Origin of the sequence: Pseudomonas sp. SR18 (genome assembly GCF_023701505.1) — a bacterium.
GTDB classification, from domain to species: Bacteria; Pseudomonadota; Gammaproteobacteria; order Pseudomonadales; family Pseudomonadaceae; genus Aquipseudomonas; species Aquipseudomonas cyclaminis.
The window spans coordinates 1-24,686 of sequence record NZ_JAMQAU010000016.1; the positions used below are offsets into that span (position 1 = coordinate 1).

24 protein-coding genes are annotated in these 24,686 nt (G+C 60.8%); 21 read left to right on the forward strand and 3 right to left on the reverse strand.

The genetic code is table 11. The features are described 5' to 3' along the window. Nucleotides 1–26: 26 nt before the first annotated feature. From araG to NDJ82_RS21265, 3 genes are all read left to right on the forward strand, one after another. The gene (gene araG, locus NDJ82_RS21255; protein WP_250926278.1) at nt 27–1,529 is read left to right on the forward strand and encodes an L-arabinose ABC transporter ATP-binding protein AraG; all 1,503 of its coding nucleotides are present in this window, start codon (nt 27–29) and stop codon (nt 1,527–1,529) included. Nucleotides 1,530–1,538: 9 nt separating this feature from the next. Then, a complete protein-coding gene (gene araH, locus NDJ82_RS21260) occupies nt 1,539–2,507 on the forward strand; it encodes an L-arabinose ABC transporter permease AraH (protein WP_112194770.1) in 969 nt (322 codons plus the stop codon). Nucleotides 2,508–2,572: 65 nt separating this feature from the next. Then, a complete protein-coding gene (locus tag NDJ82_RS21265; RefSeq protein WP_099582760.1) occupies nt 2,573–3,376 on the forward strand; it encodes an IclR family transcriptional regulator in 804 nt (267 codons plus the stop codon). Here the strand turns inward: NDJ82_RS21265 and NDJ82_RS21270 are convergent, their stop codons facing one another. Continuing rightward, the gene (locus NDJ82_RS21270) at nt 3,377–4,429 is read right to left on the reverse strand and encodes an NAD(P)-dependent alcohol dehydrogenase (RefSeq protein ID WP_250926242.1); all 1,053 of its coding nucleotides are present in this window, start codon (nt 4,427–4,429) and stop codon (nt 3,377–3,379) included. 182 nt (nt 4,430–4,611) lie between these two features. Here NDJ82_RS21270 and NDJ82_RS21275 point away from each other — a divergent pair, with 182 nt between their 5' ends. Next, nucleotides 4,612–5,505, forward strand: coding sequence for an AraC family transcriptional regulator (locus NDJ82_RS21275; protein WP_099582758.1), 894 nt, complete (start codon nt 4,612–4,614; stop codon nt 5,503–5,505). Here NDJ82_RS21275 and NDJ82_RS21280 read toward each other — a convergent pair. Next, complete coding sequence (locus NDJ82_RS21280) at nt 5,502–6,893, reverse strand: aminotransferase-like domain-containing protein (protein ID WP_112196489.1); 1,392 nt, start codon at nt 6,891–6,893, stop codon at nt 5,502–5,504. The two genes, NDJ82_RS21275 and NDJ82_RS21280, sit on opposite strands and share 4 nt — an antisense overlap. 348 nt (nt 6,894–7,241) lie before the next feature. On the opposite strand from NDJ82_RS21280, the gene NDJ82_RS21285 reads away from it, so the two are divergent. The 5 genes from NDJ82_RS21285 (at nt 7,242) to glyA (ending at nt 12,664) form a co-directional block, all read left to right on the forward strand. Next, nucleotides 7,242–8,447, forward strand: coding sequence for a benzoate/H(+) symporter BenE family transporter (locus tag NDJ82_RS21285; protein WP_099582756.1), 1,206 nt, complete (start codon nt 7,242–7,244; stop codon nt 8,445–8,447). Next, nucleotides 8,444–9,616, forward strand: a complete 1,173-nt coding sequence (locus NDJ82_RS21290) for an NAD(P)/FAD-dependent oxidoreductase (RefSeq protein ID WP_250926243.1) — start codon at nt 8,444–8,446, stop codon at nt 9,614–9,616. Before NDJ82_RS21285 ends, NDJ82_RS21290 begins: the two co-directional genes overlap by 4 nt. A 30-nt stretch (nt 9,617–9,646) precedes the next feature. After that, nucleotides 9,647–10,078 (forward strand): Rid family detoxifying hydrolase, encoded by a 432-nt coding sequence (locus tag NDJ82_RS21295; RefSeq protein WP_112196487.1) that lies wholly within the window; start codon nt 9,647–9,649, stop codon nt 10,076–10,078. 95 nt (nt 10,079–10,173) lie between these two features. Continuing rightward, on the forward strand, nt 10,174–11,415 hold the full coding sequence (thrC, locus tag NDJ82_RS21300) for a threonine synthase (protein WP_250926244.1): 1,242 nt from the start codon (nt 10,174–10,176) through the stop codon (nt 11,413–11,415). A gap of 10 nt (nt 11,416–11,425) precedes the next feature. Beyond that, complete coding sequence (glyA, locus tag NDJ82_RS21305; RefSeq protein WP_250926245.1) at nt 11,426–12,664, forward strand: serine hydroxymethyltransferase; 1,239 nt, start codon at nt 11,426–11,428, stop codon at nt 12,662–12,664. A 58-nt stretch (nt 12,665–12,722) separates the two neighbouring features. On the opposite strand, the gene NDJ82_RS21310 is transcribed toward glyA, so the two are convergent. Continuing rightward, on the reverse strand, nt 12,723–14,387 hold the full coding sequence (locus tag NDJ82_RS21310) for an electron transfer flavoprotein-ubiquinone oxidoreductase (protein ID WP_099582751.1): 1,665 nt from the start codon (nt 14,385–14,387) through the stop codon (nt 12,723–12,725). A 506-nt stretch (nt 14,388–14,893) separates the two neighbouring features. Here NDJ82_RS21310 and NDJ82_RS21315 point away from each other — a divergent pair. From NDJ82_RS21315 to NDJ82_RS21370, 12 genes are all read left to right on the forward strand, one after another. Continuing rightward, nucleotides 14,894–15,643: an electron transfer flavoprotein subunit beta/FixA family protein gene (locus NDJ82_RS21315; RefSeq protein WP_099582750.1), complete on the forward strand. Its 750-nt coding sequence runs from the start codon at nt 14,894–14,896 to the stop codon at nt 15,641–15,643. Between the two features lie 2 nt (nt 15,644–15,645). Continuing rightward, on the forward strand, nt 15,646–16,575 hold the full coding sequence (locus tag NDJ82_RS21320) for an electron transfer flavoprotein subunit alpha/FixB family protein (RefSeq protein WP_112196485.1): 930 nt from the start codon (nt 15,646–15,648) through the stop codon (nt 16,573–16,575). An 84-nt stretch (nt 16,576–16,659) separates the two neighbouring features. Then, nucleotides 16,660–17,475: a substrate-binding periplasmic protein gene (locus NDJ82_RS21325; RefSeq protein ID WP_250926246.1), complete on the forward strand. Its 816-nt coding sequence runs from the start codon at nt 16,660–16,662 to the stop codon at nt 17,473–17,475. Nucleotides 17,476–17,484: 9 nt separating this feature from the next. Continuing rightward, nucleotides 17,485–17,847, forward strand: a complete 363-nt coding sequence (locus NDJ82_RS21330) for a DUF4398 domain-containing protein (RefSeq protein WP_099582747.1) — start codon at nt 17,485–17,487, stop codon at nt 17,845–17,847. Continuing rightward, entirely contained in the window at nt 17,844–18,659 is an 816-nt protein-coding gene (locus NDJ82_RS21335) for an OmpA family protein (RefSeq protein WP_099582746.1), read from the forward strand. The genes NDJ82_RS21330 and NDJ82_RS21335 overlap by 4 nt, the downstream gene beginning before the upstream one ends. Before the next feature lie 160 nt (nt 18,660–18,819). Then, nucleotides 18,820–20,259, forward strand: coding sequence for an aminotransferase-like domain-containing protein (locus NDJ82_RS21340; protein ID WP_099582745.1), 1,440 nt, complete (start codon nt 18,820–18,822; stop codon nt 20,257–20,259). A 104-nt stretch (nt 20,260–20,363) separates the two neighbouring features. Beyond that, nucleotides 20,364–20,855, forward strand: coding sequence for a translation initiation factor 2 (locus NDJ82_RS21345; RefSeq protein WP_191947624.1), 492 nt, complete (start codon nt 20,364–20,366; stop codon nt 20,853–20,855). Between the two features lie 162 nt (nt 20,856–21,017). Continuing rightward, complete coding sequence (locus NDJ82_RS21350) at nt 21,018–21,272, forward strand: YkgJ family cysteine cluster protein (protein WP_032887441.1); 255 nt, start codon at nt 21,018–21,020, stop codon at nt 21,270–21,272. Between the two features lie 41 nt (nt 21,273–21,313). Then, nucleotides 21,314–21,919 carry an START domain-containing protein gene (locus tag NDJ82_RS21355; protein WP_250926247.1) on the forward strand — a complete coding sequence of 202 codons (606 nt, stop codon included), beginning with the start codon at nt 21,314–21,316 and terminating at the stop codon, nt 21,917–21,919. A 103-nt stretch (nt 21,920–22,022) separates the two neighbouring features. Further along, nucleotides 22,023–22,259 carry a hypothetical protein gene (locus NDJ82_RS21360; RefSeq protein WP_250926248.1) on the forward strand — a complete coding sequence of 79 codons (237 nt, stop codon included), beginning with the start codon at nt 22,023–22,025 and terminating at the stop codon, nt 22,257–22,259. Nucleotides 22,260–22,475: 216 nt separating this feature from the next. Next, a complete protein-coding gene (locus NDJ82_RS21365; RefSeq protein ID WP_015885395.1) occupies nt 22,476–22,817 on the forward strand; it encodes a ribonuclease E inhibitor RraB in 342 nt (113 codons plus the stop codon). Nucleotides 22,818–23,272: 455 nt separating this feature from the next. Beyond that, complete coding sequence (locus tag NDJ82_RS21370; RefSeq protein ID WP_099582741.1) at nt 23,273–24,682, forward strand: circularly permuted type 2 ATP-grasp protein; 1,410 nt, start codon at nt 23,273–23,275, stop codon at nt 24,680–24,682. Nucleotides 24,683–24,686 lie beyond the last annotated feature (4 nt).

Sequence of the window (24,686 nt, forward strand, 5' to 3'; positions counted from 1 at the left end):
GAACTGACCAAGATCGGGCTGTGGAAATGAGTACGGCGGCCCTGCGGTTCGAGGGGATCGGCAAGACCTTTCCCGGGGTCAAGGCGCTGGACGGCATCAGCTTCAGCGCCCAGCCGGGGCAGGTGCATGCGTTGATGGGCGAAAACGGCGCGGGCAAGTCGACGCTGCTGAAAATCCTCGGCGGCGCTTACATCCCAAGCACCGGCACCGTGCAAATCGGCGAGCAGACCATGGCGTTCAAATGCGCGGCGGACAGCATCGCCAGCGGTGTCGCGGTGATCCATCAGGAGCTGCACCTGGTGCCGGAAATGAGCGTCGCCGAGAACCTGTTCCTCGGCCATCTGCCGTCGCGCTTCGGCGTGGTCAACCGGGGCCTGCTGCGCAAGCAGGCCCTGGCTTGCCTCAAGGGCCTGGCGGATGAAATCGATCCTGAAGAAAAGCTCGGGCGGCTGTCCCTTGGCCAGCGCCAACTGGTGGAAATCGCCAAGGCGTTGTCCCGTGGCGCCCATGTGATTGCTTTCGATGAACCCACCAGCAGCCTGTCGGCGCGGGAGATCGATCGCTTGATGGCGATCATCACGCGCCTGCGCGATGAGGGCAAAGTGGTGCTCTACGTGTCGCACCGCATGGAAGAAGTGTTCCGCATTTGCAACGCGGTGACGGTGTTCAAGGACGGCCGTTACGTGCGCACCTTTGACGACATGAGCGCGTTGACTCACGACCAGTTGGTGACCTGCATGGTCGGCCGAGACATTCAGGACATCTACGACTACCGCCCGCGTGAGCAGGGCGAGGTCGCGCTCAAGGTCGATGGTTTGCTCGGCCCCGGCCTGCGTGAACCGATCAGTTTTGACGTGCGCAAAGGCGAGATTCTCGGCCTGTTCGGCTTGGTCGGGGCAGGGCGCACGGAGCTGTTCCGCTTGCTCAGCGGCCTGGAGCGTTCAACTGCCGGCAGCCTTGAGTTGTGTGGGGAGCCGTTGCAACTGCGCTCCCCGCGCGACGCCATCGCCGCCGGTGTTCTGCTGTGTCCCGAGGACCGCAAGAAGGAGGGCATCATTCCGCTTTCCAGCGTCGCCGAGAACATCAACATCAGCGCCCGTGGCGCCCATTCCTCGTTCGGCTGGTTGCTGCGCGAGACCTGGGAAAAGGGCAACGCCGACCAGCAAATCAAGGCGATGAAAGTCAAGACGCCGGATGCGCAACAGAAAATCATGTACCTGTCCGGTGGCAATCAGCAGAAGGCCATTCTGGGCCGCTGGCTGTCGATGCCGATGAAGGTCCTGCTGCTGGATGAACCGACGCGGGGCATCGACATCGGCGCCAAGTCGGAGATTTACCAGATCATCCACAACCTCGCGGCCAGCGGCATTGCGGTGATTGTGGTGTCCAGCGACCTGATGGAAGTGATGGGGATTTCCGATCGCATCCTGGTGCTGTGCGAAGGTGCCCTGCGCGGCGAACAAACCCGTGAACACGCCACCGAATCCAACCTGCTGCAGCTGGCCCTGCCGCGCCGCGTGACGAACTGAGAGACGACCATGACCACTCAAAACAACGCGTTGCCAACCGCACGCAAACCCCTCGATATGCGCGCACTGCTCGACAACTGGGCGATGCTGTTGGCGGCGGTGGGCATCTTTGTGCTGTGCGCCTTGCTGATCGACAACTTCCTCTCGCCGCTGAACATGCGCGGCCTGGGCCTGGCGATTTCCACCGTCGGCATCGCCGCGTGCACCATGCTGTTCTGCCTGGCGTCGGGGCACTTTGACTTGTCGGTGGGCTCGGTGATTGCCTGCGCCGGTGTGGTCGCAGCTATCGTCATGCGCGACACCGAGAGCGTGATGCTCGGCATCGGCGCCGCATTGCTGATGGGCCTGATCGTCGGGCTGATCAACGGCATCGTCATCGCCAAGCTGCGGGTCAACGCGCTGATCACCACCTTGGCGACCATGCAGATCGTACGCGGCCTGGCCTACATCTTTGCCGACGGCAAGGCGGTCGGCGTGTCCCAGGAGCAGTTCTTCGTGTTCGGCAACGGTCAGTTGTTCGGCGTGCCGGTGCCGATCCTGATCACCATCGTGTGCTTCGTGTTTTTCGGTTGGCTGCTCAACTACACCACCTACGGGCGCAACACCATGGCCATCGGCGGCAACCCGGAAGCGGCGCTATTGGCCGGGGTGAACGTTGACCGCACCAAGATCCTGATCTTCGCCGTACACGGCTTGATCGGCGCACTGGCCGGGGTAATCCTCGCCTCGCGCATGACCTCGGGCCAGCCCATGATCGGCCAGGGTTTCGAACTGACCGTGATCTCGGCGTGCGTGCTGGGCGGGGTGTCGTTGAGCGGCGGGATCGGCATGATCCGGCATGTGATTGCGGGGGTGCTGATTTTGGCAATCATCGAAAACGCGATGAACCTGAAGAACATCGACACGTTTTACCAGTACGTAATTCGCGGCTCGATCCTGCTGCTGGCGGTGGTCATCGACCGCATGAAACAACGCTGATTTGGATCTCCACTGCATTGAGGTTTTTGCCATAATGCCCGCGCTTTTTTACTTATAGGCCTGATATGCAACAACCTCCCGACAGCCCGAGCAAAGACACCGCCCCCACCGGCACCCAGACCCTGCTGCGTGGCCTTGGCGTGGTGCAGGCAGTGGCGGCCGGAGCACGGGATCTGAAAGAGATCGCCAAGCGCATCGGCACCACCCGCAGCACTACCCATCGCCTGGCCAGTTGCCTGGTGGACGAGCGTTATCTGCGCGTGGTGCCGCAAGTCGGTTACCTGCTGGGGCCGAAGTTGATCGAGCTGGGGTTCCAGGCCCGGGAAGAGCTGCCGTTGGTGAGCCTGGCGGTGCCGTACCTGGACGAGCTGTCGGCACTGACCGGCGACACCATCCACCTGGCGATTCGCGAATACGACGACGTGCTGTATCTGCACAAGAACCCTGGCCGTAACGGCCCGGAAATGCGCTCGCGGGTCGGCCATCGCATGCCGCTGGCGCGCACGGGCGTGGGCAAAGCGATGCTGCTGGATGACACGGTGCAAGAGTGGCAACGCTTGTACGAAACCAGCCTGCCGGCGGGTGGAAAAAACCTGCAGTGGCCGCAGCACCCGGAACAATCCTGGGCACAGTTCGAGCAGCGCATGCATGAATACGTGGTGGGCGGGTATGCGTTCGATCTGGAAGACAACGAACCGTCGATCCGTTGCGTCGCGGCACCGGTGCGCGATGCCAGCCGGCGAATCGTCGCCGGCATCAGCATCGCCAGTACCGTGCCCTACATGCCGCTGGAGAAAATGGCCGAGCTGATCCCTGTGATCAAACAGGTCGCAGCGCGGCTGTCAGCGGAGTTGGGCGCGAAGGCCTGATCAGGCCTTCAGGGTCGCCATGTCGATGACAAAGCGGTACTTCACATCACCGGCGATCATGCGGGCGTAGGCCTCGTTGATCTGGCGGATGTCGAGCATTTCGATGTCGCAGGTGATGCCATGCTCGGCGCAGAAATCCAGGACTTCCTGGGTTTCGGCAATGCCACCGATCAGCGAGCCGGCCAGTACCTTACGGCCGAGCACCAGTTTGGCGGCGTTCACCGGCGGGTCTACCGGCTCGATCAAACCGACCAGGATGTGCACGCCATCAAAGCGCAGCACGTCGAGGTAGGGGTTGAGGTCGTGCTGTACCGGGATGGTGTCCAGCAGGAAATCGAAGTGCCCGGCAGCGGCTTCCATCTGCTCGGCGTCGGTGGACACGATCACATGATCGGCGCCCTGGCGACGGCCTTCTTCAGCTTTGCTCGCCGAGCGGGTGAACAGCGTGACTTCTGCGCCCATGGCCTTGGCGAACTTGATGCCCATGTGACCCAGGCCACCCATGCCCAGAATCCCGACTTTATCGCCGGCTTTTACGCCGTAGTGCTTGAGCGGCGAGTAAGTGGTGATGCCGGCGCACAGAATCGGCGCGGCGCTGGCCAGGTCGAGCTTGGCCGGGATCTTCACCACAAAGTGCTCGCTGACCACGATGCTGTCCGAATAGCCGCCCATGGTGTTGCTGCCGTCCACGCGGTCCGGGGTGGCGTAGGTCATGGTCGGGCCTTCGAGGCAGTACTGCTCCAGGTCCGATTGGCACGCTTCACAGTGACGGCACGAATCGACCATGCAGCCCACGCCGACCAGGTCGCCGACTTTATGCGCGGTGACGCTGGCGCCGACGGCAGTGACCTTGCCGACAATCTCGTGGCCCGGCATCAGTGGGTACACGGCAATGCCCCATTCGTTGCGTGCCTGGTGGATGTCGGAGTGGCAGACGCCGCAGTACATAATCTCGATCGCCACGTCATCGGCGCGCGGGCTGCGGCGTTCAAACGACATGGGGGCGAGGGGAGTGGTGGCCGACTGGGCGGCATAACCGATGGCGGTGTACATGATGAAACCTCGCAAAAAGCAGTGACAAGTGAGGCGGGCCATTCTCCCCATCGACCCTAGGGGCAGCCATGGCGATTGCTCCGAGTCTCATGCCTATTCGTCCGGGAGTGCCCCTTGTTTGGATTTATGTGCCGCCAGACCTGCGATGATGTTCACATCCCTTTTTCGCGAAGTTTTTTGCCATGTTGTTGACCCGCCATCTCGACGCCAACGCCACGCTGGTTTCCCTGATTGAGGGGCTTACGCCCTGTGACGGTTTTTCCCCGACCCACCTGCCCGGTGTGAAGGTGCTGCGCGCCAGTTGTGATGTGGCGCGTGGGCCGCAGATCTATGAGCCAAGCCTGATGTTCGTGGCCCAGGGCAGCAAACTCGCGTACCTGGGGCCGCGGACCCTGGAGTATGGCGCCGGGCATTACCTGATCCAGGCGATGCCGGTGCCGTTCGAGTGCGAGACATTCGCCATGGCGCCTGGCGCGCCTCTGTTGGGGGTGTCGGTGGGGATCGACCGTGTGGTGCTGGGGGAATTGGTGATGGCCATGGGTATGCAGGCCGGGCCGCCGCCGACCGCGCAAACCCTGGAGTCGATGAGTTCGGTGATACTCGATGACGCCATGCGTGGTTGCGTCGAGCGGCTGTTGCAGTGCCTGCACGATCCGCTGGAAAGCCGGATCATGGGCCCGGCGCGGGTGCGCGAGTTGTTGTTCACCGCGCTGCGCGGGCCGCAGGCGGATGTGCTGCGTGCGCTGGTGGAGCAGCAGGGGCAGTTCTCGCGGATCGCCACTTCACTGAATCACCTGCATGCCCATTTCGCCGAACCGCTGAATATCGAGACGCTGGCCGGGTATGCGCACATGAGTGCGTCGACCTTCCACGAGCACTTCAAGCGCTGCACCTTGCTGTCGCCGGTGCAGTACCTCAAGCGCCTGCGCCTGCTCAAGGCCCAGCAATTGCTGCTGGTCGAAGGCATGGGCGTGGCCCAGGCAGCGCACAATGTGGGCTATCAGAGCACGTCGCAGTTCAGCCGCGAGTACAAGCGCTACTTCGAGCGCAATCCGGGCGAAGAGCGCGCAGCCTAGTAGTAACGTCGCGGGTCGGAATCGATCAGGCTGGCCAATTTGGTCAGGGCGAAACGCAACTCGTCCTGGCTGGTGGGCGACATCAGTACCAGCCGCACACTGCGCGTCACCCCGGAACGTTCGGCCTGGAACTGTGTGCCACTGAGCACCAGCACCCCATTGGCCCGCGCCAGCATGGTGAATTCGTCAGCGGTCCAGGGCTCGGGCAGCGTCAGCCACACATGGTAGGAATACGGCTGGGTCTTGAGTTCGTAATTGGCGAAGATCTCCTGGGCAATCGCCTGGCGTCCGGCGGCTTCGTTGCGCTGGATGCGGATCAGTTTCTTGTCCAGGCCTTCGGTGACGACATTGCTGGCCAGTTGCGCCGTCAGTGGCGATGGCATCCACACACTGCTGCGGACCATCGAGGTCAGGCGTGACAGCAGTTTTGGCGGGCTGTACAGATAGCCGATACGCAGCGCCGGCATCACCGACTTCGACAGGCTGGTCAGGTACACCGAACGGTCCGGGGCAAACGCCGACAGCGGTTTGATGGACGGATCGGTGGCGAGAAAACCATAGATGTCGTCGTCGAGGATGATGAAGTCGAACTCTTCGGCCAGCGCCGCAATTTGCGCCCGGCGCTTTTGCGACATGATCGCCGCCGTCGGGTTCTGGCAGGTTGCCACGCACACCAGCATCGCGGGTTTTTCGCGCTGGCACAGCTCGCGCAATGCTTCGGGAATGATGCCTTCGTCATCCATCGGCACGCCCCGCAGGCGGCGCTCCAGGCCATGGGCCAGGGAGATGATGCCGGGGTAGCAAAGTGCTTCGCAGAGCACCAGGTCGCCGGCGTTGGTCAGGGCGCTCATTGCCACCATCAAACCGTGCTGGGCGCCGGCGGTGATGATCACCTGCTGCCACTGCGCGTCGGGCAATGAATGCCGCAACCACTGTGCACCCGCCTCGCGATGCGCCGGATGGCCGCCATCCGGGGCGTAGTCCAGGGCACGGGCGAAATCGGTGCTCTTGGCCATGCCCACCAGCGCGTCGCGCAGCCAGTATTCCAGGGTTTCGCTGTAGGGCTTGATGATCGACAGGTCGAGCAGTTCGGACTGCCCCAGGTTCAACGGCATCGACGCGCTGTTACTCGCCGGTAACTCCAGCTGCTTCTGATTGAGCACATACGTCCCGCGCCCCACTTCACCCTGCACCAGGCGACGGCGCTGGGCTTCGCTGTACGCGCGGCTGATGGTGCCCGGCGTGACATTCAGGGTCGTGGCCAGCTCCCGCAGGGTCGGCAGGCGATCGCCTTCGTTCAATACACCGTTGCCGATATCGCGTGCCAACGCATCGGCAATCGACAAATACATCGGCTGGCCGAATTCGCTTAGCTGGGGAACCCACATGAATGATCACTGCCCATCGTAGAAATGATGAATATCCGAGCATATCACAGGGAGGTTAGGCAACTAATAAATCGACACAATCGATAAATTGAGTCGATTGATGCCGTGATTGAATCGATGTTGATCGCCAGGTTCAGATATTTTTTGGTTTTTTAATCGCCTTATAAATCAATCTATTAACTGCTTAATCACGGAAAAACCGGCGTCAATGGCAAAAAAACATCTCGTAACAACCTTGTCGCCTATTGAATCAACTCAATTCCTTCAAATACACTCATCTCGAATCGAAGCAATCGACTCAATCTCCCCACGTTCACCGCCGGCACCGCCGCGCCAAGTCGAGACATCATGGACACACTCAGAAAGGATCTATCCCTGTCAGCCGTCATCGCGGGCTTTATTGCCGTGATCATTTCCTATGCCGGCCCGTTGATTATCGTGTTCCAGGCGGCCAAGGAAGCGCACCTGCCCAATGACGTGGTGTCTTCGTGGATCTGGGCGATTTCCATCGGCAGCGGCATCACCGGCCTGTTTCTCAGCTGGCGCCTGCGGGTTCCGGTGATTACCGCGTGGTCCACACCCGGTGCGGCATTGCTAGTGTCGATGCTGCCGACGGTCACGCTGCCACAAGCCATCGGCGCGTATGTGGTCGCCTCGGTGATCATTGCCGTGGTGGGCTTGTCCGGCGCCTTCGACAAGTTGATGAGTCGTCTGCCCAAGGCCATCGCCGCCGCCATGCTTGCGGGCATCCTGTTCCGCTTCGGCGCCGAGCTGTTCACCTCGATCAAGCTGCAACCCGCGTTGGTGCTGGCGATGATTGCGGCGTACCTGATCTTCAAACGTCTATCGCCGCGCTACGCGATTCTGTCGGTGCTGATTGTCGGCTGCGCCGTCGCCGCGTCGTTTGGTGAATTGAACAGCGGTGCAATCACCATTGCCGTGGCGCACCCGGTGTTTATCGCGCCAGAGTGGAGCTGGCACGCCATTATCAACATCGGCCTGCCGCTGGCGCTGGTGACGCTGACCGGGCAGTACGTGCCAGGCATGGCCGTGTTGCGCACCTCGGGCTACAACACCCCGGCGCGCTCGATCATTTCGGTGACAGCCATTGGTTCGGTGCTGATGGCGCCGTTCGGCTCCCACGGCTTCAACCTGGCCGCGATCACCGCTGCCATCTGCACCGGCCGTGAAGCCCACGAAGATCGCGACAAGCGCTACATCGCCGGGATCGCCTGCGGGGTGTTCTACATCCTCATGGGCACCTTCGGCGCAACCCTGGCCTCGGTGTTTTCCGCCTTGCCTAAAGAGCTGATTGCGTCCCTCGCCGGGCTGGCACTGTTCGGTGCTATCAGCGCCGGGCTGACCGGCGCGATGGCCGATGAGAAGCAACGGGAAGCCGCGTTGATCACCTTCCTGGTCACCGCCTCGGGCATGAGTTTCCTCGGCCTGGCTGCTGCGTTCTGGGGCTTGATCTTCGGTCTCGTCGCCCACTTCGTGCTGACCTACACCCGCGAAAGCAAGGCCGTCGCGATGGCGCAGGGCAGCCGACCATGACCGCACGTTACGATTTCATTGTGGTGGGCGGCGGCATCGCTGGCGTTTCTGCGGCGTATGAGCTGGCGGCCCACGGCAGCGTTTGCCTGCTGGAGCAGGAGCAGCAACTGGCCTATCACACCACCGGCCGCTCGGCGGCGATCTCGATGGAAAGCTACGGCAACCAGCAGATCCGCTCGCTGACCTGCGCTTCCCGAGGCTTTTTCGAGAACCCGCCCGAAGGCCTGGCCGAACACCCGTTGTGGTCGCCACGGGGTGCGTTGATCGTGGCGCAAGCGGCGCGAGTGGACAAACTGGCCGCCCGGTTTACCGCGGTACTCGGGCAAGTGCCCACGGCGAGATTCCTCGACGACAAACAGGTGCTCGAACTGGTGCCCTACCTGGCCGAAGGCGCCTGGAGCGCCGGCATCTATGAGCCCAGCGCGTTCGATTTGGATGTGCACGGCATTCATGGCGCCTACCTCGGCGGCCTGCGGGCTCGCGGCGGTGTGGTCAAGCGCGAAGCCGAAGTGCTGCGCGGCGAACACCGCAACGGTCACTGGACCTTGCACACCGCGCACGGCCAACGGCTGGAGGCGGCGATCGTGGTCAACGCGGCCGGGGCCTGGGCTGATGAGTTCGCCCAGCGTTGCGGTGTGCCCAAGGTCGGTGTGCGGCCGCTGCGCCGCACGGTGCTGGCGGTGGACCCACAGTGCGACGTGCACCACACGCCGTACCTGGGCACTGTGGACGAAGACATTTTCATCAAGCCGGAAGCCGGGCGCCTGATCGTCTCGCCCTGCGATGAAAACTCGTCGTTGCCCTGTGATGCGCTGCCCGACGAGCTGGACCTGGCGATCACCATGGACCGTCTGCAAAGCACCACGCGCCTGCGGCCACGCTCGATTATCAACAAGTGGGCGGGCCTGCGCACTTTTGTCGCCGACCGCTCCCCGGTGCTCGGCCAGGACCCGCAGCACGAGAGCTTTATCTGGCTCGCTGCCCTCGGGGGCTATGGCATTCAAGCCGCGCCGGCCATCGCCCGGTTGTGCAGCCACGCGGCACTGGGGGTCGCCATGCCGGCGGACCTGGCGGCGCTGCAACTCAACTACCAGCATTTCTCCCCGGCGCGTTGCCGCGACGAGGCGTTTTCCAGCCTGGCCGTCAAACAGGTTGCTGATTTGCACTAACCCTTCACCCACTTCACAAGGAACGTCACCATGCAGACCAACGCTCAACTCCAGTCCGTCGCCAAGCCTTTCCTGGGCGAAGAAAACGTGATCTTCACCGACAAGGCGCCGCTGCCCCTGGGCACGTATTCCCAAGGGATCAAGGTCAGTCACGGGCAAACCATCTACCTGTCGGCACAGACCCCGGTCTCGGCGCTGAACAACGAGGTACTGGCCCATGACTTCGAAGGCCAATTGCGTCAGACCCTGGACAATCTGCAACAAATGGCCGAAGCCGCAGGCGGTACCCTGGCGAACGTGGTCAAGGTCACCGCATTCATCACGGACTTGAGCGAGTTCCCGACCCTCAACCGAGTGATGGAGGAGTACTTCACCCAGCCATACCCGGCGCGCACCACCGCCGGTGCCAGCGCCCTGGCGCGCAATACCCTGGTCGCCATCGACGCCATCATGGTGGTCTGAAGCCCACTCTCCGCGTGCAGTGCCCGTCGGTCCGCAGCAATGGGCCGACGTCGGCAGCAAAAGCACCCGCACCGCGTATTTTCAGGGGCTTGGCCATGAAGCATTCGTACAGCGAATATGTGTTGCAGTGCCTGGTCTGCGATCGCAGCTACCAGCCGCATGAGGTCAGTTACTACTGCCCCCATTGCAAAACCGAAGGTGCCCTCGATGCGCTTTACGATTACTCGACGCTCAAGCGCGAATGGTCCAAGGACAGCCTGGCCCAAGCCCACGCCCGTGGCATGTGGCGCTATGACCGGCTGATGCCGTTGCGTTCGACGCAGTTCATTCCGCCGCTGCTGGTGGGGAACACGCCGCTTTATTCGCGCCCGGAACTGCTCGGCAGGGGCGCGCAGATCAAGGTCTTTATCAAGGATGAATCCCGCCAACCCACCGGCTCGCTGAAAGACCGCGCCAGCGCCCTGGCGGTAGCCCATGCCTTGCAGTCCGGCGCGCGCACCGTGGCGGTGGCCAGTACCGGCAACGCCGCCTCGGCCCTGGCCGGGATGAGTGCGAGCCTGGGCCTGCATAACGTGATTTACCTGCCAAAAAGTGCACCCCGCGAAAAGCTCGCGCAGATGCAAGGCTATGGCGCCGAGATTGTGTTGGTGGACGGCCAATACGACGAAGCCTTCGACCAATGCCTCGACGCCTGCGAAACCCACGGCTGGTACAACCGCACCACCGGGATCAACTCCTACATGAGCGAAGGCAAGAAAACCGTCGCCTTCGAGATGTGCGAGCAACTCAATTGGCAGGTGCCGGACCTGGTGTTCGTGCCGGTCGGCAATGGCTGCATTCTCGGTTCGGTCTACAAGGGGTTCTACGACCTGCTGCAACTGGGCTGGATCGAGCGCATCCCGCGTTTGATCGGCGTGCAGGCCGAGCACAGCAACTTTATGTACCGGGCCTGGCGTAGTGAGCGGCCGATGCAGCAGATAGAACGCATTGCGCCGACAAGCCTGGCCAGCAGCATCAATGTGGCCTTGCCGCGTGATCGTCTCAAAGCCATGCGCGCCGTCACGGCCAGCGGCGGCGAGTTCATATGCGTCAGCGACCCGAGCATTGTCGCGGCGGCGTCCCGCTTGGCCGCCAGCACCGGTGTGTTTCCCGAAGCCGGCGCCGCCAGTGCCTTCGCCGGTCTGCTCAAGTACGCCGAAGCCCACCCTGATACCCCGCAGACCGCCGTGATCCTGATCACCGGCAGCGGTTTGAAAGACACCTCGATTTTTCTCTCCAACTCGACCAGGGGCCAGACACGCTTGCAATCCCAGCCCCTGGCCGACCTGCTGACCTAGGAACCTCATCATGAGCCTGCAAAATTTCGACCCCGCCGTTGCCCGCCTGATCGACCGTGAACGCAATCGCCAGGAAACCCACCTGGAGCTGATCGCTTCAGAAAACTATGTGAGCGACGAAGTGCTCCAGGCCCAGGGCTCGGTGCTCACCAACAAGTACGCCGAGGGCTATCCGGGCAAGCGCTATTACGGCGGTTGCAAGGTGGTCGACGAGATTGAAAACCTGGCCATCGAACGCGCCCGCAAGCTGTTCAATTGCGAATACGTCAACGTTCAGCCGCATTCCGGGTCGCAGGCCAACCAGGCGGTGTTCCTTGCGGTGCTGGAACCTGGAGACACCATTCTGGGGATGTCCCTGGCCCACGGCGGACACCTGACCCATGGCGCCTCGGTGAATTTTTCGGGCAAGTTCTACCAGGCGTTTTCCTACGGCCTGGACCCGGACACCGAGACCCTGGACTACGCCGAAATGGAAGCCCTGGCCCGGCAACACAAACCGAAGATGATCATCGCCGGGGCCTCCGCCTATTCACGCATCCTCGATTTCCAGCGCTTTCGCAAGATTTGCGATGAAGTTGGCGCCTACCTGATGGTGGACATGGCGCACTACGCAGGCTTGATCGCGGCGGGGCTGTACCCATCGCCGGTGGGGATTGCCGACTTCATCACCTCGACCACCCACAAAACCCTGCGCGGCCCGCGGGGTGGGTTGATCCTGGCCAAGGCGCAATACGCGGCGCTGCTCGATAAGACCATCTTCCCGGTCTATCAGGGCGGGCCGCTGATGCATGTCATCGCGGCCAAGGCCGTGGCGTTCAACGAGGCGCTGAGCGAGGGGTTCAAGCATTACCAGCAACGGGTGATCGCTAACGCCCGCACCATGGCCGATATCCTCACCCGCCGTGGTTTGCGCGTTGTCTCCGGGGGTACCGATTGCCATATGTTCCTGCTCGACCTGCGTGCGATGGACATCACCGGCAAGGATGCCGAGGCGTTGCTGGAGAGTGCGCACATCACGCTGAACAAGAATGCGATCCCCAACGACCCACAAAAACCGGCGATCACCAGCGGCATCCGTATCGGCACCCCGGCGCTGACGACGCGGGGTTTTGGGGAGGCTGAGTGTGCGGAAGTCGCGAATTTGATCGCCGACCTGTTGGAGCAACCGAACAACCCGACGCTGCTTGAGAATACCCGGCGCCGGGTGATGCACCTGTGTGAATGCTTTCCGGTTTACCTGCTGAGCTGACGCAAACAAAAAAGCCAACGCGCTGGGGCGTTGGCTTTTTGTGTTTCTGGCAACCGTCTTACATGTTCGGGTAAGTCGGCCCACCTGCGCCTTCCGGCGTGACCCAGGTGATGTTCTGCGAAGGGTCCTTGATGTCACAGGTCTTGCAGTGCACGCAGTTCTGGGCGTTGATCTGGAAGCGTTTCTCGCCGTCTTCCTTGGTGATCACTTCATACACACCGGCCGGGCAGTAGCGCTGCGCCGGTTCATCGTAGAGCGGCAGGTTGGTGCCGATCGGGATGCTCGGGTCCTTGAGCTTCAAGTGGCACGGCTGTTCTTCTTCGTGGTTGGTACCGGAGATGAACACCGAGCTCAGCTTGTCGAAGCTCAGCTTGCCGTCGGGTTTCGGGTAGTCGATCTTCGTGCTGTCCTTGGCCAGCTTGAGGCAGGCGTAGTCCGGCTTGGTGTCGTGCAGGGTGAACGGCATTTTGCCGCCGAGGATGTTCTGGTCGAACCAGTTGAAGCCGGCGCCGATGATCGGGCCGAACTTGTGCATCGCCGGGCCGAAGTTACGGGTGGCGAACAGTTCTTCGTAGAGCCAGCTGGCTTTGAAACCGTCGACGTAGTTGGTCAGTTCGTCACCGCCTTCGGACTCGGCGAACAGGCGCTCGGCCACGGCGTCGGCGGCGAGCATGCCGGACTTCATGGCGGTGTGGCTGCCTTTGATCTTGGCCACGTTCATGGTGCCCAGGTCGCAGCCGATCAGCGCGCCGCCCTTGAAGACCATTTTCGGCAACGAGTTGATGCCGCCCTTGGCCAGCGCACGTGCGCCGTAGCTGATGCGCTTGCCGCCTTCCAGGTACTGGGCCAGCACCGGGTGATGCTTGAGGCGCTGGAACTCATCGAACGGCGACAGGAAGGTGTTGCTGTAGGACAGGTCGACGATCAGACCCACGACCACCTGGTTGTTTTCCAGGTGATAAAGGAAGGAGCCGCCGGTGTTCTCGTTGCTCATGATGTCCAGCGGCCAACCGGCGGTGTGGACCACCAGGCCTGGCTGGTGCTTGGCCGGGTCGATTTCCCAGATTTCCTTGAGGCCGATGCCGTAGTGCTGGGCGTCGGCGTCGCTGTCCAGGTTGAAGCGCTGGATCAGTTGCTTGCCGATATGGCCACGGCAGCCTTCGGCGAACAGCGTGTACTTGCCACGCAGTTCCATACCGGGGGTGTAGACGCCTTCTTTGGGATTGCCTTCGCGGTCGACGCCGAGGTCACCGGTGATGATCCCGCGCACCACGCCGTTCTCGTCGAACAGCGCTTCCTGGGCGGCGAAGCCTGGGTAGACTTCCACGCCCAGGTTCTCGGCCTGCTGGGCGAGCCAGCGGCACAGGTTGCCGAGGGAGATGATGTAGTTGCCTTCGTTGTGCATGGTCTTGGGCACAAAGAAGTCAGGCACCTTGGTGGAGGCTTCGGGGCTGCGCAGTACATAGATGTCGTCACGCACCACGGGAGTGTTGAGCGGGGCGCCGAGTGCTTTCCAGTCCGGGAACAGTTCGTTCAGGGCGCGCGGTTCAAACACGGCACCGGAGAGGATGTGTGCGCCGACTTCGGAGCCTTTCTCGACCACGCAGACGCTGATTTCCTTACCGGCTTCGGCGGCCTTCTGCTTCAGTCGGCAGGCGGCGGACAGGCCAGCCGGGCCAGCGCCGACGATGACCACGTCGAATTCCATGTATTCGCGTTCCACAGGCTATCTCCTACTCAAGGCTCAACAGGCTTTTTTTCTAATGGGTGGAGGTTCGGTGTCGTCTTGCGGCAACGGCAAGACTCGCCTTTCTCTCTAGGTGGCGCATTATATATAGACCACTGTCAGCGTCCAATACAAACGTTTGTTTGAATTGCCCGCAGGCTAGGTAAATCAAAGCAACGCGGCTTATGACTGACCATTTTGCCGTATTGACCAGAATAGGCGTTCCGGTCAATATACGGTCGGTTTTGCGCTTACCGTAGGCAGACAGCAGGTTTCAAGAGCACGTCCAAAAGCGAAACAGGTGACGCACGCCCGAGCACCGGCGCGCAGTTTACACGCCGCGATAAAGAATGACCTCTCAGTCACCACTGACGAACGGTCATCATTTCCCGTGAGCAAGGTCATTTGTCCAGGTTTTTGGAGGTGCCCTTGTGTGCCGATGAGCATCAACCGCCAGGTTCGCCTAGGCGACTTTCTTTTCACCGGAGAGTAACGAGGAATCCATGAAGGTTCTTGTAGCTGTCAAACGCGTTGTCGATTACAACGTGAAAGTTCGCGTCAAGGCGGACAATTCCGGCGTCGATCTTGCTAACGTCAAGATGTCGATGAACCCTTTCTGTGAAATCGCCGTGGAAGAAGCCGTACGCCTGAAAGAGAAAGGCGTGGCGACTGAAATCGTCGTGGTTTCCATCGGCCCGACCACTGCCCAGGAGCAACTGCGTACCGCTCTGGCACTGGGCGCCGACCGCGCCGTGCTGGTTGAGTCCGCTGAAGAGCTGACCTCCCTGGCCGTGGCCAAGTTGCTCAAGGCCGTTGTCGACAAGGAACAGCCTTCGCTGGTGATCCTCGGCAAACAAGCCATCGACAGCGACAACAACCAGACTGGCCAGATGCTGGCTGCACTGACCGGTTACGGCCAGGGCACCTTCGCTTCCAAAGTGGAAGTGAGCGGCGACAGCGTTGCCGTGACCCGCGAAATCGACGGCGGTGCACAGACGGTTTCCCTGAAACTGCCGGCCATCGTCACCACCGACCTGCGTTTGAACGAGCCGCGCTACGCGTCCCTGCCAAACATCATGAAAGCCAAGAAGAAGCCTCTTGAAGTGCTGACTCCGGACGCTTTGGGCGTTTCCACCGCCTCTACCAACAAGACCGTCAAAGTCGAAGCGCCGGCTGCACGCAGCGCGGGCATCAAGGTCAAGTCGGTGGCTGAACTGGTCGAGAAACTGAAAAACGAAGCGAAGGTAATCTGATCATGACTATCTTGGTAATCGCCGAACACGACAACAAAGTGCTGGCCCCGGCCACGCTGAACACCGTGGCTGCTGCTGCCAAAATCGGCGGCGACATCCACGTTCTGGTTGCAGGCCAAGGCGCTGGCGCCGTGGCTGAAGCCGCTGCGAAGATTGCTGGTGTGAGCAAAGTCCTGAACGCTGACAACGCCGCTTACGCGCATCAGCTGCCGGAGAATGTTGCGCCATTGGTTGCAGAGCTCGGCGCTGGCTACAGCCACATCCTGGCCGCCGCCACCTCCAACGGCAAAAACATCCTGCCACGCGTTGCCGCGCAGCTGGACGTTGACCAGATCTCCGAGATCGTTTCGGTTGAAAGCGCCGACACCTTCAAGCGCCCGATCTATGCCGGTAACGCCATTGCCACCGTGCAATCGACCGCTGCCATCAAAGTCATCACCGTGCGCGCCACCGGTTTCGATCCGGTTGCCGCTGAAGGTGGTTCGGCTGCCGTTGAAGCCGTCGCTGCTGCACACGACGCTGGCACCTCCAGCTTTGTTGGCGAAGAGCTGGCCAAGTCGGATCGTCCTGAGCTGACCGCTGCCAAGATCGTCGTTTCCGGCGGACGTGGCATGCAGAACGGTGACAACTTCAAGCACCTGTACGCCCTGGCCGACAAGCTGGGCGCTGCGGTCGGCGCTTCCCGCGCTGCCGTCGACGCAGGTTTCGTACCCAACGACATGCAGGTCGGCCAGACCGGCAAAATCGTTGCGCCACAGCTGTACATCGCCGTCGGTATCTCCGGCGCGATCCAGCACTTGGCCGGTATGAAAGATTCCAAAGTGATCGTTGCGATCAACAAGGACGAAGAAGCACCGATCTTCCAGGTGGCTGATTATGGCCTGGTGGCGGACTTGTTCGAAGCCGTACCTGAGTTGGAGAAGCTGGTCTAATCCAGCCGCTTCACTTATAAAGAGCCCGGTCGTGTGACCGGGTTTTTTTTTGCCCGGCTTTTTGTGAATATCGGAGAAATCGCCATGGAACTGCGCCCTTGGGCCGTGCTGCTGGGCCTGTCGTTGCTGCCGAGCCTGACCCTGGCCGCCGGCAAATGTGAGCGCCTGGTCATCACCGGCAGCCCTGACGCACCGCCGTTGCTATGGCGTGACCCCCAAGACCCCACGCACTTGATCGGCGCCACCGCTGACGTTTTGCAGCAAGTGGCCAAGGACCTTGGGTTGAAAATCGACCTGCTCTATGGCGGCAAGCGCTCCCTGGCCCTGGACGAGGTGCGCAGCGGTCGCATGGATATCCTCGCCGATACGCCGCTGAACCTTGGCGAGCTGGACAACCTTGACTACATCCACCCGGCGTTGGTGCAGACCGATTATCTGGTCTGGACGCGCAAGGATTCGGCACTGGTCTACACCACGGCTGCCGACCTGCACGGGCACAAGGGTGCAGTGTCGGAACGTTCACGTTTGAGTGACGGATTTGAAACCTTTGCCAGCGAGCAACTGACCTTGCAGCGTCTGCCAACGTTGACTCCGGCGTTCCAGAAACTGCTGTTGGGGGAAGTGGACTACGTGCTGGCCGCACGTTACTCCGGCATGGCCATGGCCCAGACACTGGGCATGAGCAACGACCTGATCGCCCGTGATATGCCTGTCGACCAGCCGGGCCTGTACCTGGCGATTTCCCACAACTCGGCCTGCAATGATCCTTGGTTACGCGGACAGCTCACCAAAAAGATGACAGAATTGCCCGGGTCTGGTGTGACGGAAGCCGCGCTGCAGCGCAATCTGGAGCGTTGGAAAGCGCAATTGCAACAACCCGTGGGCACCCCAACAAAGTAGGGATTTTCAGTGACTCTTCGACCTTTTTTCGCGGCCCTCGCCGTTGTCGCTCTGGCGGGATGTGCGGCCGATCCTGCGCCGAATGAACAGATTCGCCTTACCCAGCAAGCCCTGGAGCAAGCCAATGCGGTGGGCGCCAGCGCCGATGAATCCGCCGAACTGAAACTGGCCGAAGACAAATTCGCCCAGGCCAAGGCCGACATGGCCGACGAGTCCTACAAGGACGCGCGCATGCAGGCCGAGCAGGCCGAGTTGGACGCGCGCCTGGCCGAAGCCCAGGTGCTGACCCGCAAAAGCCAGGAGCAACTTAACGTGCTTAACACCCGCATCACGCGCCTGCGCAAGCAATTGCAGTTGGGAGAAGCCCAATGAGCCGGATGATCCGTGGGTTGGGCTGTGCTGTGTTGCTGGGCAGTGCAGTCTTGGGCGGTTGCGCCAGTCATCCGAATGGCGAGCACGCCTTGCAACAGGCCGGCAGCGATTTCCAGAAGGTCAAGGAAGACGCCAACGTGCTGCGCATCGCGCCCAAGGACGTGATTCGTGCCGGTGAGTCCCTGGCTCGCGCCGACCGTTTGTCCAGCTACTGGGGCAGCGGTGCAGACGTGGTGCATTACGCTTACCTGAGCCAGCGCTACAGTGCCATCGCCCGTGAGCACACTGAGCAGACACTCAACGAAGAACGCGCCGCCAAGCTCGAACTGGAACGCCAGCGCCTGCAATTGGCCCTGCGAGAAAGCAAGCTGATCAGCGTGCAGCAACAGGGCAAATGGCTTGAAGAGCAAATCGCCAGCCTGACCACCACTCAGACCGATCGCGGTTTGGTGATGACCTTGGGCGACGTGCTGTTCGATACCGGCGAGGCAGAGCTGAAAAACTCGGCCAACCGCACTGTGCTGAAGATCGTCCAGTTCTTGCAACTGAACCCCAAGCGCGTAGTGCGCATCGAGGGTTATGCGGACAATACCGGCGGCCAGCAGGAAAACCTCAAACTGTCCCGCGACCGTGCGCAATCGGTAGCCGATGTGCTGGTGGACCTGGGGATCGATGAAAAACGCATCCAGGTAGAAGGCTATGGCGACCAGTACCCGGTGGAAGCCAATGCTTCCGAGCGGGGCAGGGCGCAGAATCGTCGCGTTGAAATAGTCTTCTCTGACGAGAAAGGCCAACTGGGCGCCGCGCGCTAAAGCGCTGCACACCCCTGAAAACTCTATCCGCCACCCTTACAGTTTTTACTGTCACTCCCACGCGCGCTCGACTATTGTGGCAACTGTCCCCGTACACTTCTAAACTGTGCCGGTATGTTTCACACAAAAATAAAATACCCGTGAAATCGAGTGCTGCGTCATGACCAATCTGTTGCTTTACCAACGTATCGCCCAGCAACTGGCTGAGGACATCCGACGCGGTGTCTATCAGCCGGGTGAGCGTGTGCCTTCGGTGCGCAAGATGAGCTCCCAGCTCAATGTGAGCCACGCCACGGTCTTGCAGGCTTACGCCAACCTGGAAGACCAGGGGCTGATCCGGGCGCGGCCGCAGTCCGGTTACTACGTGCACCAGACGCCGGCCCTCACGGCGCCGACGCCGGATATTGCACGGGTCGAGCGCCCGGGGTTGGTTACGCGCAGCAGCATCATCCAGCAGGTATTGGGCGAGTCGCGCCGCGAAGGTGTGTTCCCGCTGGGTGCCGCCGTGCCGAGTGTCGACTACTTGCCGGTGCGCGCGCTGCACCAGCAACTGGCCAAGGTCACGCGGTTCCAGAGCCCTCGCGCGTTCAGTTATATGTTCAGCCCCGGGTTTGAACCGCTGCGCCGCCAAGTGGCGATCCGCATGCGTGATGCAGGCGTTGTGGTGGACCCGTCCGAGGTGGTCATCACCCACGGTTGCGTCGATGCTTTGCAGATGTCTTTGCGCGTGCTGACGCGCCCTGGCGATTTGATTGCAGCGGAATCACCGACGTATTACGGCTTGTTGCAACTGGCCGACTTGCTGGGTCTCAAAGTCATTGAGATCCCCAGCGATCCGTCCACCGGCATGAGCCTGGAAGCCCTGCAACTCGCAGCCAACCAATGGTCAATCAAGGCGCTGGTGCTGACCACGCGCCTGAGCAACCCATTGGGTGGCACCATGCCCGAGGAGCGGCAGAAACAGTTGCTGCGCCTGGCCTCGGATTTCGACATTCAGATTGTCGAGGACGATATCTACGGCGAGCTGATGTTCGAAATCGGTCGCACCAAGGCCCTCAAGGCCTACGACCGCCTGGACCGGGTCATCTATTGCTCCAGCTTCTCCAAGACGTTGTCGCCGGGTGTGCGCATCGGCTGGATGATCGCCGGCAAGTACCAGCAGGAAATCCAGCGCCTGCAAATGTTCAGCACCCATTCGGCGTGTAGCGTCACCCAGATGGGCGTGGCGGCGTACCTGGAGAACGGCGGCTACGACCGGCACCTGCGCTATATCCGCCAGGAATACCGCAAGAACCTCAGCGCCTTCCAACTGGCAGTGCAGCAGTATTTTCCCGAAGGCACCCAGATGACCCGTCCGACCGGCGGTTTTATCCTGTGGGTCAGTTTGCCCGGCCGGGTCAATACCCAGGAACTGCACGTGCGCGCCCTGCAGCAGGGCATCAGCATTGCGCCGGGGTTGATCTTCAGTAATACCGAACAGTTCAACCACTGTATTCGCCTTAACTGCGGCACGCCGTGGAACCGCGAGGCAGAGCGGGCGCTGATGACGCTGGGGATGTTGGCCAGCCAGTTGTGTCAGGAAACCGCAGCAGGACTTTGAGGCGCAGAAAGGGGACAACTCCGATAGCGGGCTAATCACCGGGCTTGTCATGCCGCGCACAACAAGCGAGCATATGGCCCTCTGCCGTTAATGCTGTAGGCACTATGACCTCAATTGTTCGCGCTGCTTTGGTGATTGGCCTGTTGAGCCTGTGCAACGTCAGCACAGTGCTGGCGGCGGCACCTGTGACTGAAAACAAGCCTGCTGCCACGACCGAGCAGAACACTCCCGCGAAAAAGCCAAGCGCTGCCAAGCCAGCCGCCGCTACCAAGAAGCAAACCGCCACGGCGAAAAAACGTGCCGCGAAGGCGAAAAAATCCAAGTCGGCCCAAGAGGTCGCGCAAACCAAATTGCCACCGGCACAGTTGGACCTGACACTGCCATCGGACATGGTCAGGCACCTGCAACCCCTCGGTACGATGCCCAAGCCCCAGAGCGTGCCGTTGCTGCCGCCGATGTTTGGCGAAAAGCCCACCGACAACAGTGCGTTCCAGATCAACGGCCGTTTGCTCAGTAACGAGATGAAACTGCAACTGCGCAACGAAGAACGCCGTGACGTGGAAGGTGCTGCGCTGGAATTCGAGTTCAAGCAGTAAACTTTTCCCACAGACGTGACGCAGGCCACCGACCATCTGTCGCAGACTGGTCAGTCATGTTTGTTTTGTGCGAAAAACCCCTGTTAGACCATTTTAAAACGGCTGTTTAAGGGCGTAGTCTAGCCCGGCCATCCCCATTGAGTCGTCGAGGACCCGCTGGTCATGAATTGCCGTGAAGGCTGTGGCGCATGCTGCATCGCCCCCTCCATCAGTTCGCCGTTACCCGGAATGCCCCATGGCAAACCGGCGGGCGAACGCTGCCTGCACCTATCGGTCGAACAGCTGTGCCAACTGTTCGGCCAACCGGAGCGTCCGGCGGTGTGCAGTGATTTCAAGGCGGATATCGATGTCTGCGGCACCGACCAGGCCGACGCGATCCGGTTGATCGGCTGGTGGGAGCAGATGACGGCGGCTTGATGGGCTTTACTATCGCAACGTCAACAATAAGGAATACAACAATGGGTTCGCTGAAACGAATGGCTGTGCTGTGCGGGTTTACGGTGTTGTTCGCGGCTACTGCGCAGGCTGAGGATTGGCAAGTCGCCAAGGATGAAGACGGTATCAAGGTGTCGTTAAGCGAAGTCGCTGGCTCCAAGTACAAGGCCTATCGCGGTGTGACGGTGATCAAGGCGCCCGTGGCCAGGATCCAGGCGCTGCAGGAAGATGTGGCCGGTGCCTGTTCGTGGATTCACGAGTGCAAATCCCAGAAGCTGGTGGACAAGAAAGGCGATGAGGCTTGGACCTATACTCAATTCAAGGCGCCGTTCCCGGTGACCGATCGCGATTCGTATATCCATGTCACCACCACCAAGAATGCAGATGGCAGCGTAACGCGCACGTTGGAGGGCGTACCGACCTACAAGCCGGAAGAAAAAGGCTACGTGCGTGTGGCCCAGGTTGAAGGCTTCTGGAAACTGGTGCCCAAAGGCGACAACCAGACCGAAGTTACGTATCAGGTCCACACCGAGCCAGGCGGCAGCGTGCCATCGTGGCTGGCCAACAAGTTCGTGGTGGATGCGCCGTTCAACACCTTGAAAGCCCTCAAGGATCACGCCGAGAAGTAAGCGCAGTTGATCCGGTGCCTGTGACCTTGAGTGGAACGTTTGGCGATCCCTCAAGGTCCAGATAGATGTGAGCCCACACACGGGCTTTATCGAGGAGGCACCGATGCAAACGTGGCAAATTACCTTCGTTGATGATCACGGTGAAACGTCCGTGGAGCAGTTCACCTGCGAACAAAAGCCCAGCCTCGAAGATGCTGCGCACATGATCCGCAGCAAGCTGGTGCCCATCGCCGCCGAACTCGACCTCAATGACCTTGAGGGCCGCCAGCCCGAGCCTACGGTCAAGATCCTGAAAGACCAGAACAGCATCCAGATCCTCGACATTTCCCCCGCCGCCTGAATATTCCTTGTATGCCATCCAACCGCCTCTGGTGGAGGTGGTAGCTTCGCGCTACTCTGCAAGAGAGATCAGCGAATGAATCGCTAAGGTCTGGTCTTGTCAGCTACATGCTTGTTTTCCCTCAGTGACTTGTTTCATTGGCATAGATTCCGCGCCAGCCAGGCGCGGATTGGGGAAGCACGGAAAGTCTATCCATCGGTTTGAGGAGGACGTTTCATGAGCACAGCCTATCAAGAAGACATCAGCACCAACGTTCTGCGCCGCATGAAAGAAGGCGGCTTCGACTTTTCACGTTTCCACCCCATTGAGTTCTACGCCATTTTCCCGGATGAGGAACGGGCGCGCAGGGCTGCGGGTGAGTTTCGTGGAGAATCCCTGAATGCCCAGGTCAGTGCGCGCGATGATGGCGCCTGGTACCTGGAACTGAGCAAAATCATGTTCGCCACCTACGACGGCATAGGAGACTTCGAGCAAGACTTTGAGGCGGTGGTCGAGCCGTTGGGCGGGATTATCGAAGGATGGGGCGTCAAGCAGGAGGTGCGTGGGTTACCCATGTAGCGAGATTGTATGAGTAACGCAGCGTATCGGCTGACCTTGGGGTCGGCCGATTTTGTGTGCGCTGTATGAAAACTCCCGAAACTTGAGCTGCCTTTTCGTGCACAAAAAAAAAGCCACCCAAAGTGGGTGGCTGAAAGGGAAGACCGAGGAGCCGGTCGGTACACGAGCTGTCACGGTACCGAGTGCGTAAGGGTTAAAGCTGTAGGACACATCCTGTTCAGCTGATGGAGGCGATTATCCGCAGGCTTGGCCGGGCAGTGAAATCAACTCTGACTATGCTGTTGATAGGCAAAGCCTGCATTGCGATGAAGCGTGCAGCAATGCGACGGGCATTCCGCGCACCAGGACGGTGCGGTCAGCTGTTCGCTTATATTTAACTCACTGTTTTTTAAGTGTTTATGCCGCTGGCACGGGCCTTGCGATGATTCTTGCGTCCGGGTGACAAGGAGTACGGCATGATCCGCACTTATTACGACGAAATGTACGACGGGGCAGGGCAGGTCCGCCCCCATTACCGCGAGTTCGCCCGCTGGTTGGCCGAAACCCCCGCAGAACTGCTGGCCCAGCGCCGGCGTGAAGCCGATTTGCTGTTTCACCGCGCCGGGATCACGTTCACGCTCTATGGGGACGAGCAGGGCACCGAACGCCTGATTCCCTTCGATACCATTCCCCGCAGTATCCCCGCCAGTGAATGGCAAATTGTCGAGCGCGGCTGCATTCAACGGGTCAAGGCGCTGAACATGTTCCTTGCCGACCTGTACCACGAACAACGCATCATCAAGGCCGGCATCATCCCGGCCGAACAGGTATTGGCCAACGAGCAATATCAGTTGGCGATGCAGGGCTTGGACCTGCACCGCGATCTTTATTCCCACGTCTCCGGAGTCGACCTCGTACGCGATGGTGACGGCACCTACTACGTGCTGGAGGACAACCTACGCACACCGAGCGGCGTCAGCTACATGCTCGAAGACCGCAAGATGATGATGCGCCTGTTCCCCGAACTGTTCGCCGCCCAGCGCATTGCGCCCATCGACCATTACCCCAACCTGTTGCTCGACACCCTGAAAAGCTCCAGCCCACTGGATAACCCCAGCGTGGTGGTGCTGACGCCGGGGCGCTTCAACAGTGCGTTCTTTGAACATGCGTTTCTCGCCCGGGAAATGGGCGTAGAGCTGGTAGAAGGTGCCGACCTGTTCGTGCGCGATGACCGCGTCTTCATGCGCACCACCGACGGCCCCAAGGCGGTAGACGTGATCTATCGCCGTCTTGATGACGCGTTCCTCGACCCGCTGGCCTTCAACCCGGACTCCATGCTCGGTGTGCCCGGCCTGCTGGCGGCCTATCGCTGCGGCAACGTGGTGCTGGCCAACGCCATCGGCACTGGGGTGGCGGATGACAAGTCGGTGTACCCCTTCGTCACCGAGATGATCCGTTTTTACCTGGATGAAGAACCCATCCTGAAGAACGTTCCTACGTTCCAGTGCCGCAAGCCTGACGAATTGTCCCACGTGCTGGCTAACCTGCCGGACCTGGTAGTCAAGGAAACCCAAGGCTCGGGCGGCTACGGCATGCTGGTCGGCCCTGCGTCGACGGCGGCGGAAATCGAAGCATTTCGTGCGCGCATCAAGGCCAAGCCCCATGCCTATATCGCCCAGCCGACCCTGTGTTTATCCACCTGCCCGACCTTTGTCGAAAACGGCATCGCCCCGCGCCATATCGACCTGCGCCCGTTTGTATTGTCCGGCAAAGAAACCCGCGTGGTACCCGGCGGCTTGACCCGCGTGGCGCTGCGCGAAGGTTCGCTGGTGGTCAACTCGTCCCAGGGCGGCGGCACCAAAGACACCTGGGTGGTTGAGGACTGAATGC

What these genes read in the sequence shown, in the direction of transcription:
- araG (WP_250926278.1), top strand. Translation starts at nt 27, where the DNA reads ATGAGTACGGCGGCCCTGCGGTTCGAGGGGATCGGCAAGACCTTTCCC.
- NDJ82_RS21295 (WP_112196487.1), top strand. Translation starts at nt 9,647, where the DNA reads ATGCAGACCAACGCTCAACTCCAGTCCGTCGCCAAGCCTTTCCTGGGC.
- NDJ82_RS21280 (WP_112196489.1), bottom strand. Translation starts at nt 6,893, where the DNA reads ATGTGGGTTCCCCAGCTAAGCGAATTCGGCCAGCCGATGTATTTGTCG.
- NDJ82_RS21285 (WP_099582756.1), top strand. Translation starts at nt 7,242, where the DNA reads ATGGACACACTCAGAAAGGATCTATCCCTGTCAGCCGTCATCGCGGGC.
- NDJ82_RS21325 (WP_250926246.1), top strand. Translation starts at nt 16,660, where the DNA reads ATGGAACTGCGCCCTTGGGCCGTGCTGCTGGGCCTGTCGTTGCTGCCG.
- NDJ82_RS21365 (WP_015885395.1), top strand. Translation starts at nt 22,476, where the DNA reads ATGAGCACAGCCTATCAAGAAGACATCAGCACCAACGTTCTGCGCCGC.
- NDJ82_RS21320 (WP_112196485.1), top strand. Translation starts at nt 15,646, where the DNA reads ATGACTATCTTGGTAATCGCCGAACACGACAACAAAGTGCTGGCCCCG.
- NDJ82_RS21265 (WP_099582760.1), top strand. Translation starts at nt 2,573, where the DNA reads ATGCAACAACCTCCCGACAGCCCGAGCAAAGACACCGCCCCCACCGGC.
- NDJ82_RS21350 (WP_032887441.1), top strand. Translation starts at nt 21,018, where the DNA reads ATGAATTGCCGTGAAGGCTGTGGCGCATGCTGCATCGCCCCCTCCATC.
- NDJ82_RS21370 (WP_099582741.1), top strand. Translation starts at nt 23,273, where the DNA reads ATGATCCGCACTTATTACGACGAAATGTACGACGGGGCAGGGCAGGTC.
- NDJ82_RS21270 (WP_250926242.1), bottom strand. Translation starts at nt 4,429, where the DNA reads ATGTACACCGCCATCGGTTATGCCGCCCAGTCGGCCACCACTCCCCTC.
- NDJ82_RS21355 (WP_250926247.1), top strand. Translation starts at nt 21,314, where the DNA reads ATGGGTTCGCTGAAACGAATGGCTGTGCTGTGCGGGTTTACGGTGTTG.
- NDJ82_RS21360 (WP_250926248.1), top strand. Translation starts at nt 22,023, where the DNA reads ATGCAAACGTGGCAAATTACCTTCGTTGATGATCACGGTGAAACGTCC.
- NDJ82_RS21315 (WP_099582750.1), top strand. Translation starts at nt 14,894, where the DNA reads ATGAAGGTTCTTGTAGCTGTCAAACGCGTTGTCGATTACAACGTGAAA.
- NDJ82_RS21290 (WP_250926243.1), top strand. Translation starts at nt 8,444, where the DNA reads ATGACCGCACGTTACGATTTCATTGTGGTGGGCGGCGGCATCGCTGGC.
- thrC (WP_250926244.1), top strand. Translation starts at nt 10,174, where the DNA reads ATGAAGCATTCGTACAGCGAATATGTGTTGCAGTGCCTGGTCTGCGAT.
- NDJ82_RS21275 (WP_099582758.1), top strand. Translation starts at nt 4,612, where the DNA reads ATGTTGTTGACCCGCCATCTCGACGCCAACGCCACGCTGGTTTCCCTG.
- NDJ82_RS21335 (WP_099582746.1), top strand. Translation starts at nt 17,844, where the DNA reads ATGAGCCGGATGATCCGTGGGTTGGGCTGTGCTGTGTTGCTGGGCAGT.
- araH (WP_112194770.1), top strand. Translation starts at nt 1,539, where the DNA reads ATGACCACTCAAAACAACGCGTTGCCAACCGCACGCAAACCCCTCGAT.
- NDJ82_RS21340 (WP_099582745.1), top strand. Translation starts at nt 18,820, where the DNA reads ATGACCAATCTGTTGCTTTACCAACGTATCGCCCAGCAACTGGCTGAG.
- NDJ82_RS21345 (WP_191947624.1), top strand. Translation starts at nt 20,364, where the DNA reads ATGACCTCAATTGTTCGCGCTGCTTTGGTGATTGGCCTGTTGAGCCTG.
- glyA (WP_250926245.1), top strand. Translation starts at nt 11,426, where the DNA reads ATGAGCCTGCAAAATTTCGACCCCGCCGTTGCCCGCCTGATCGACCGT.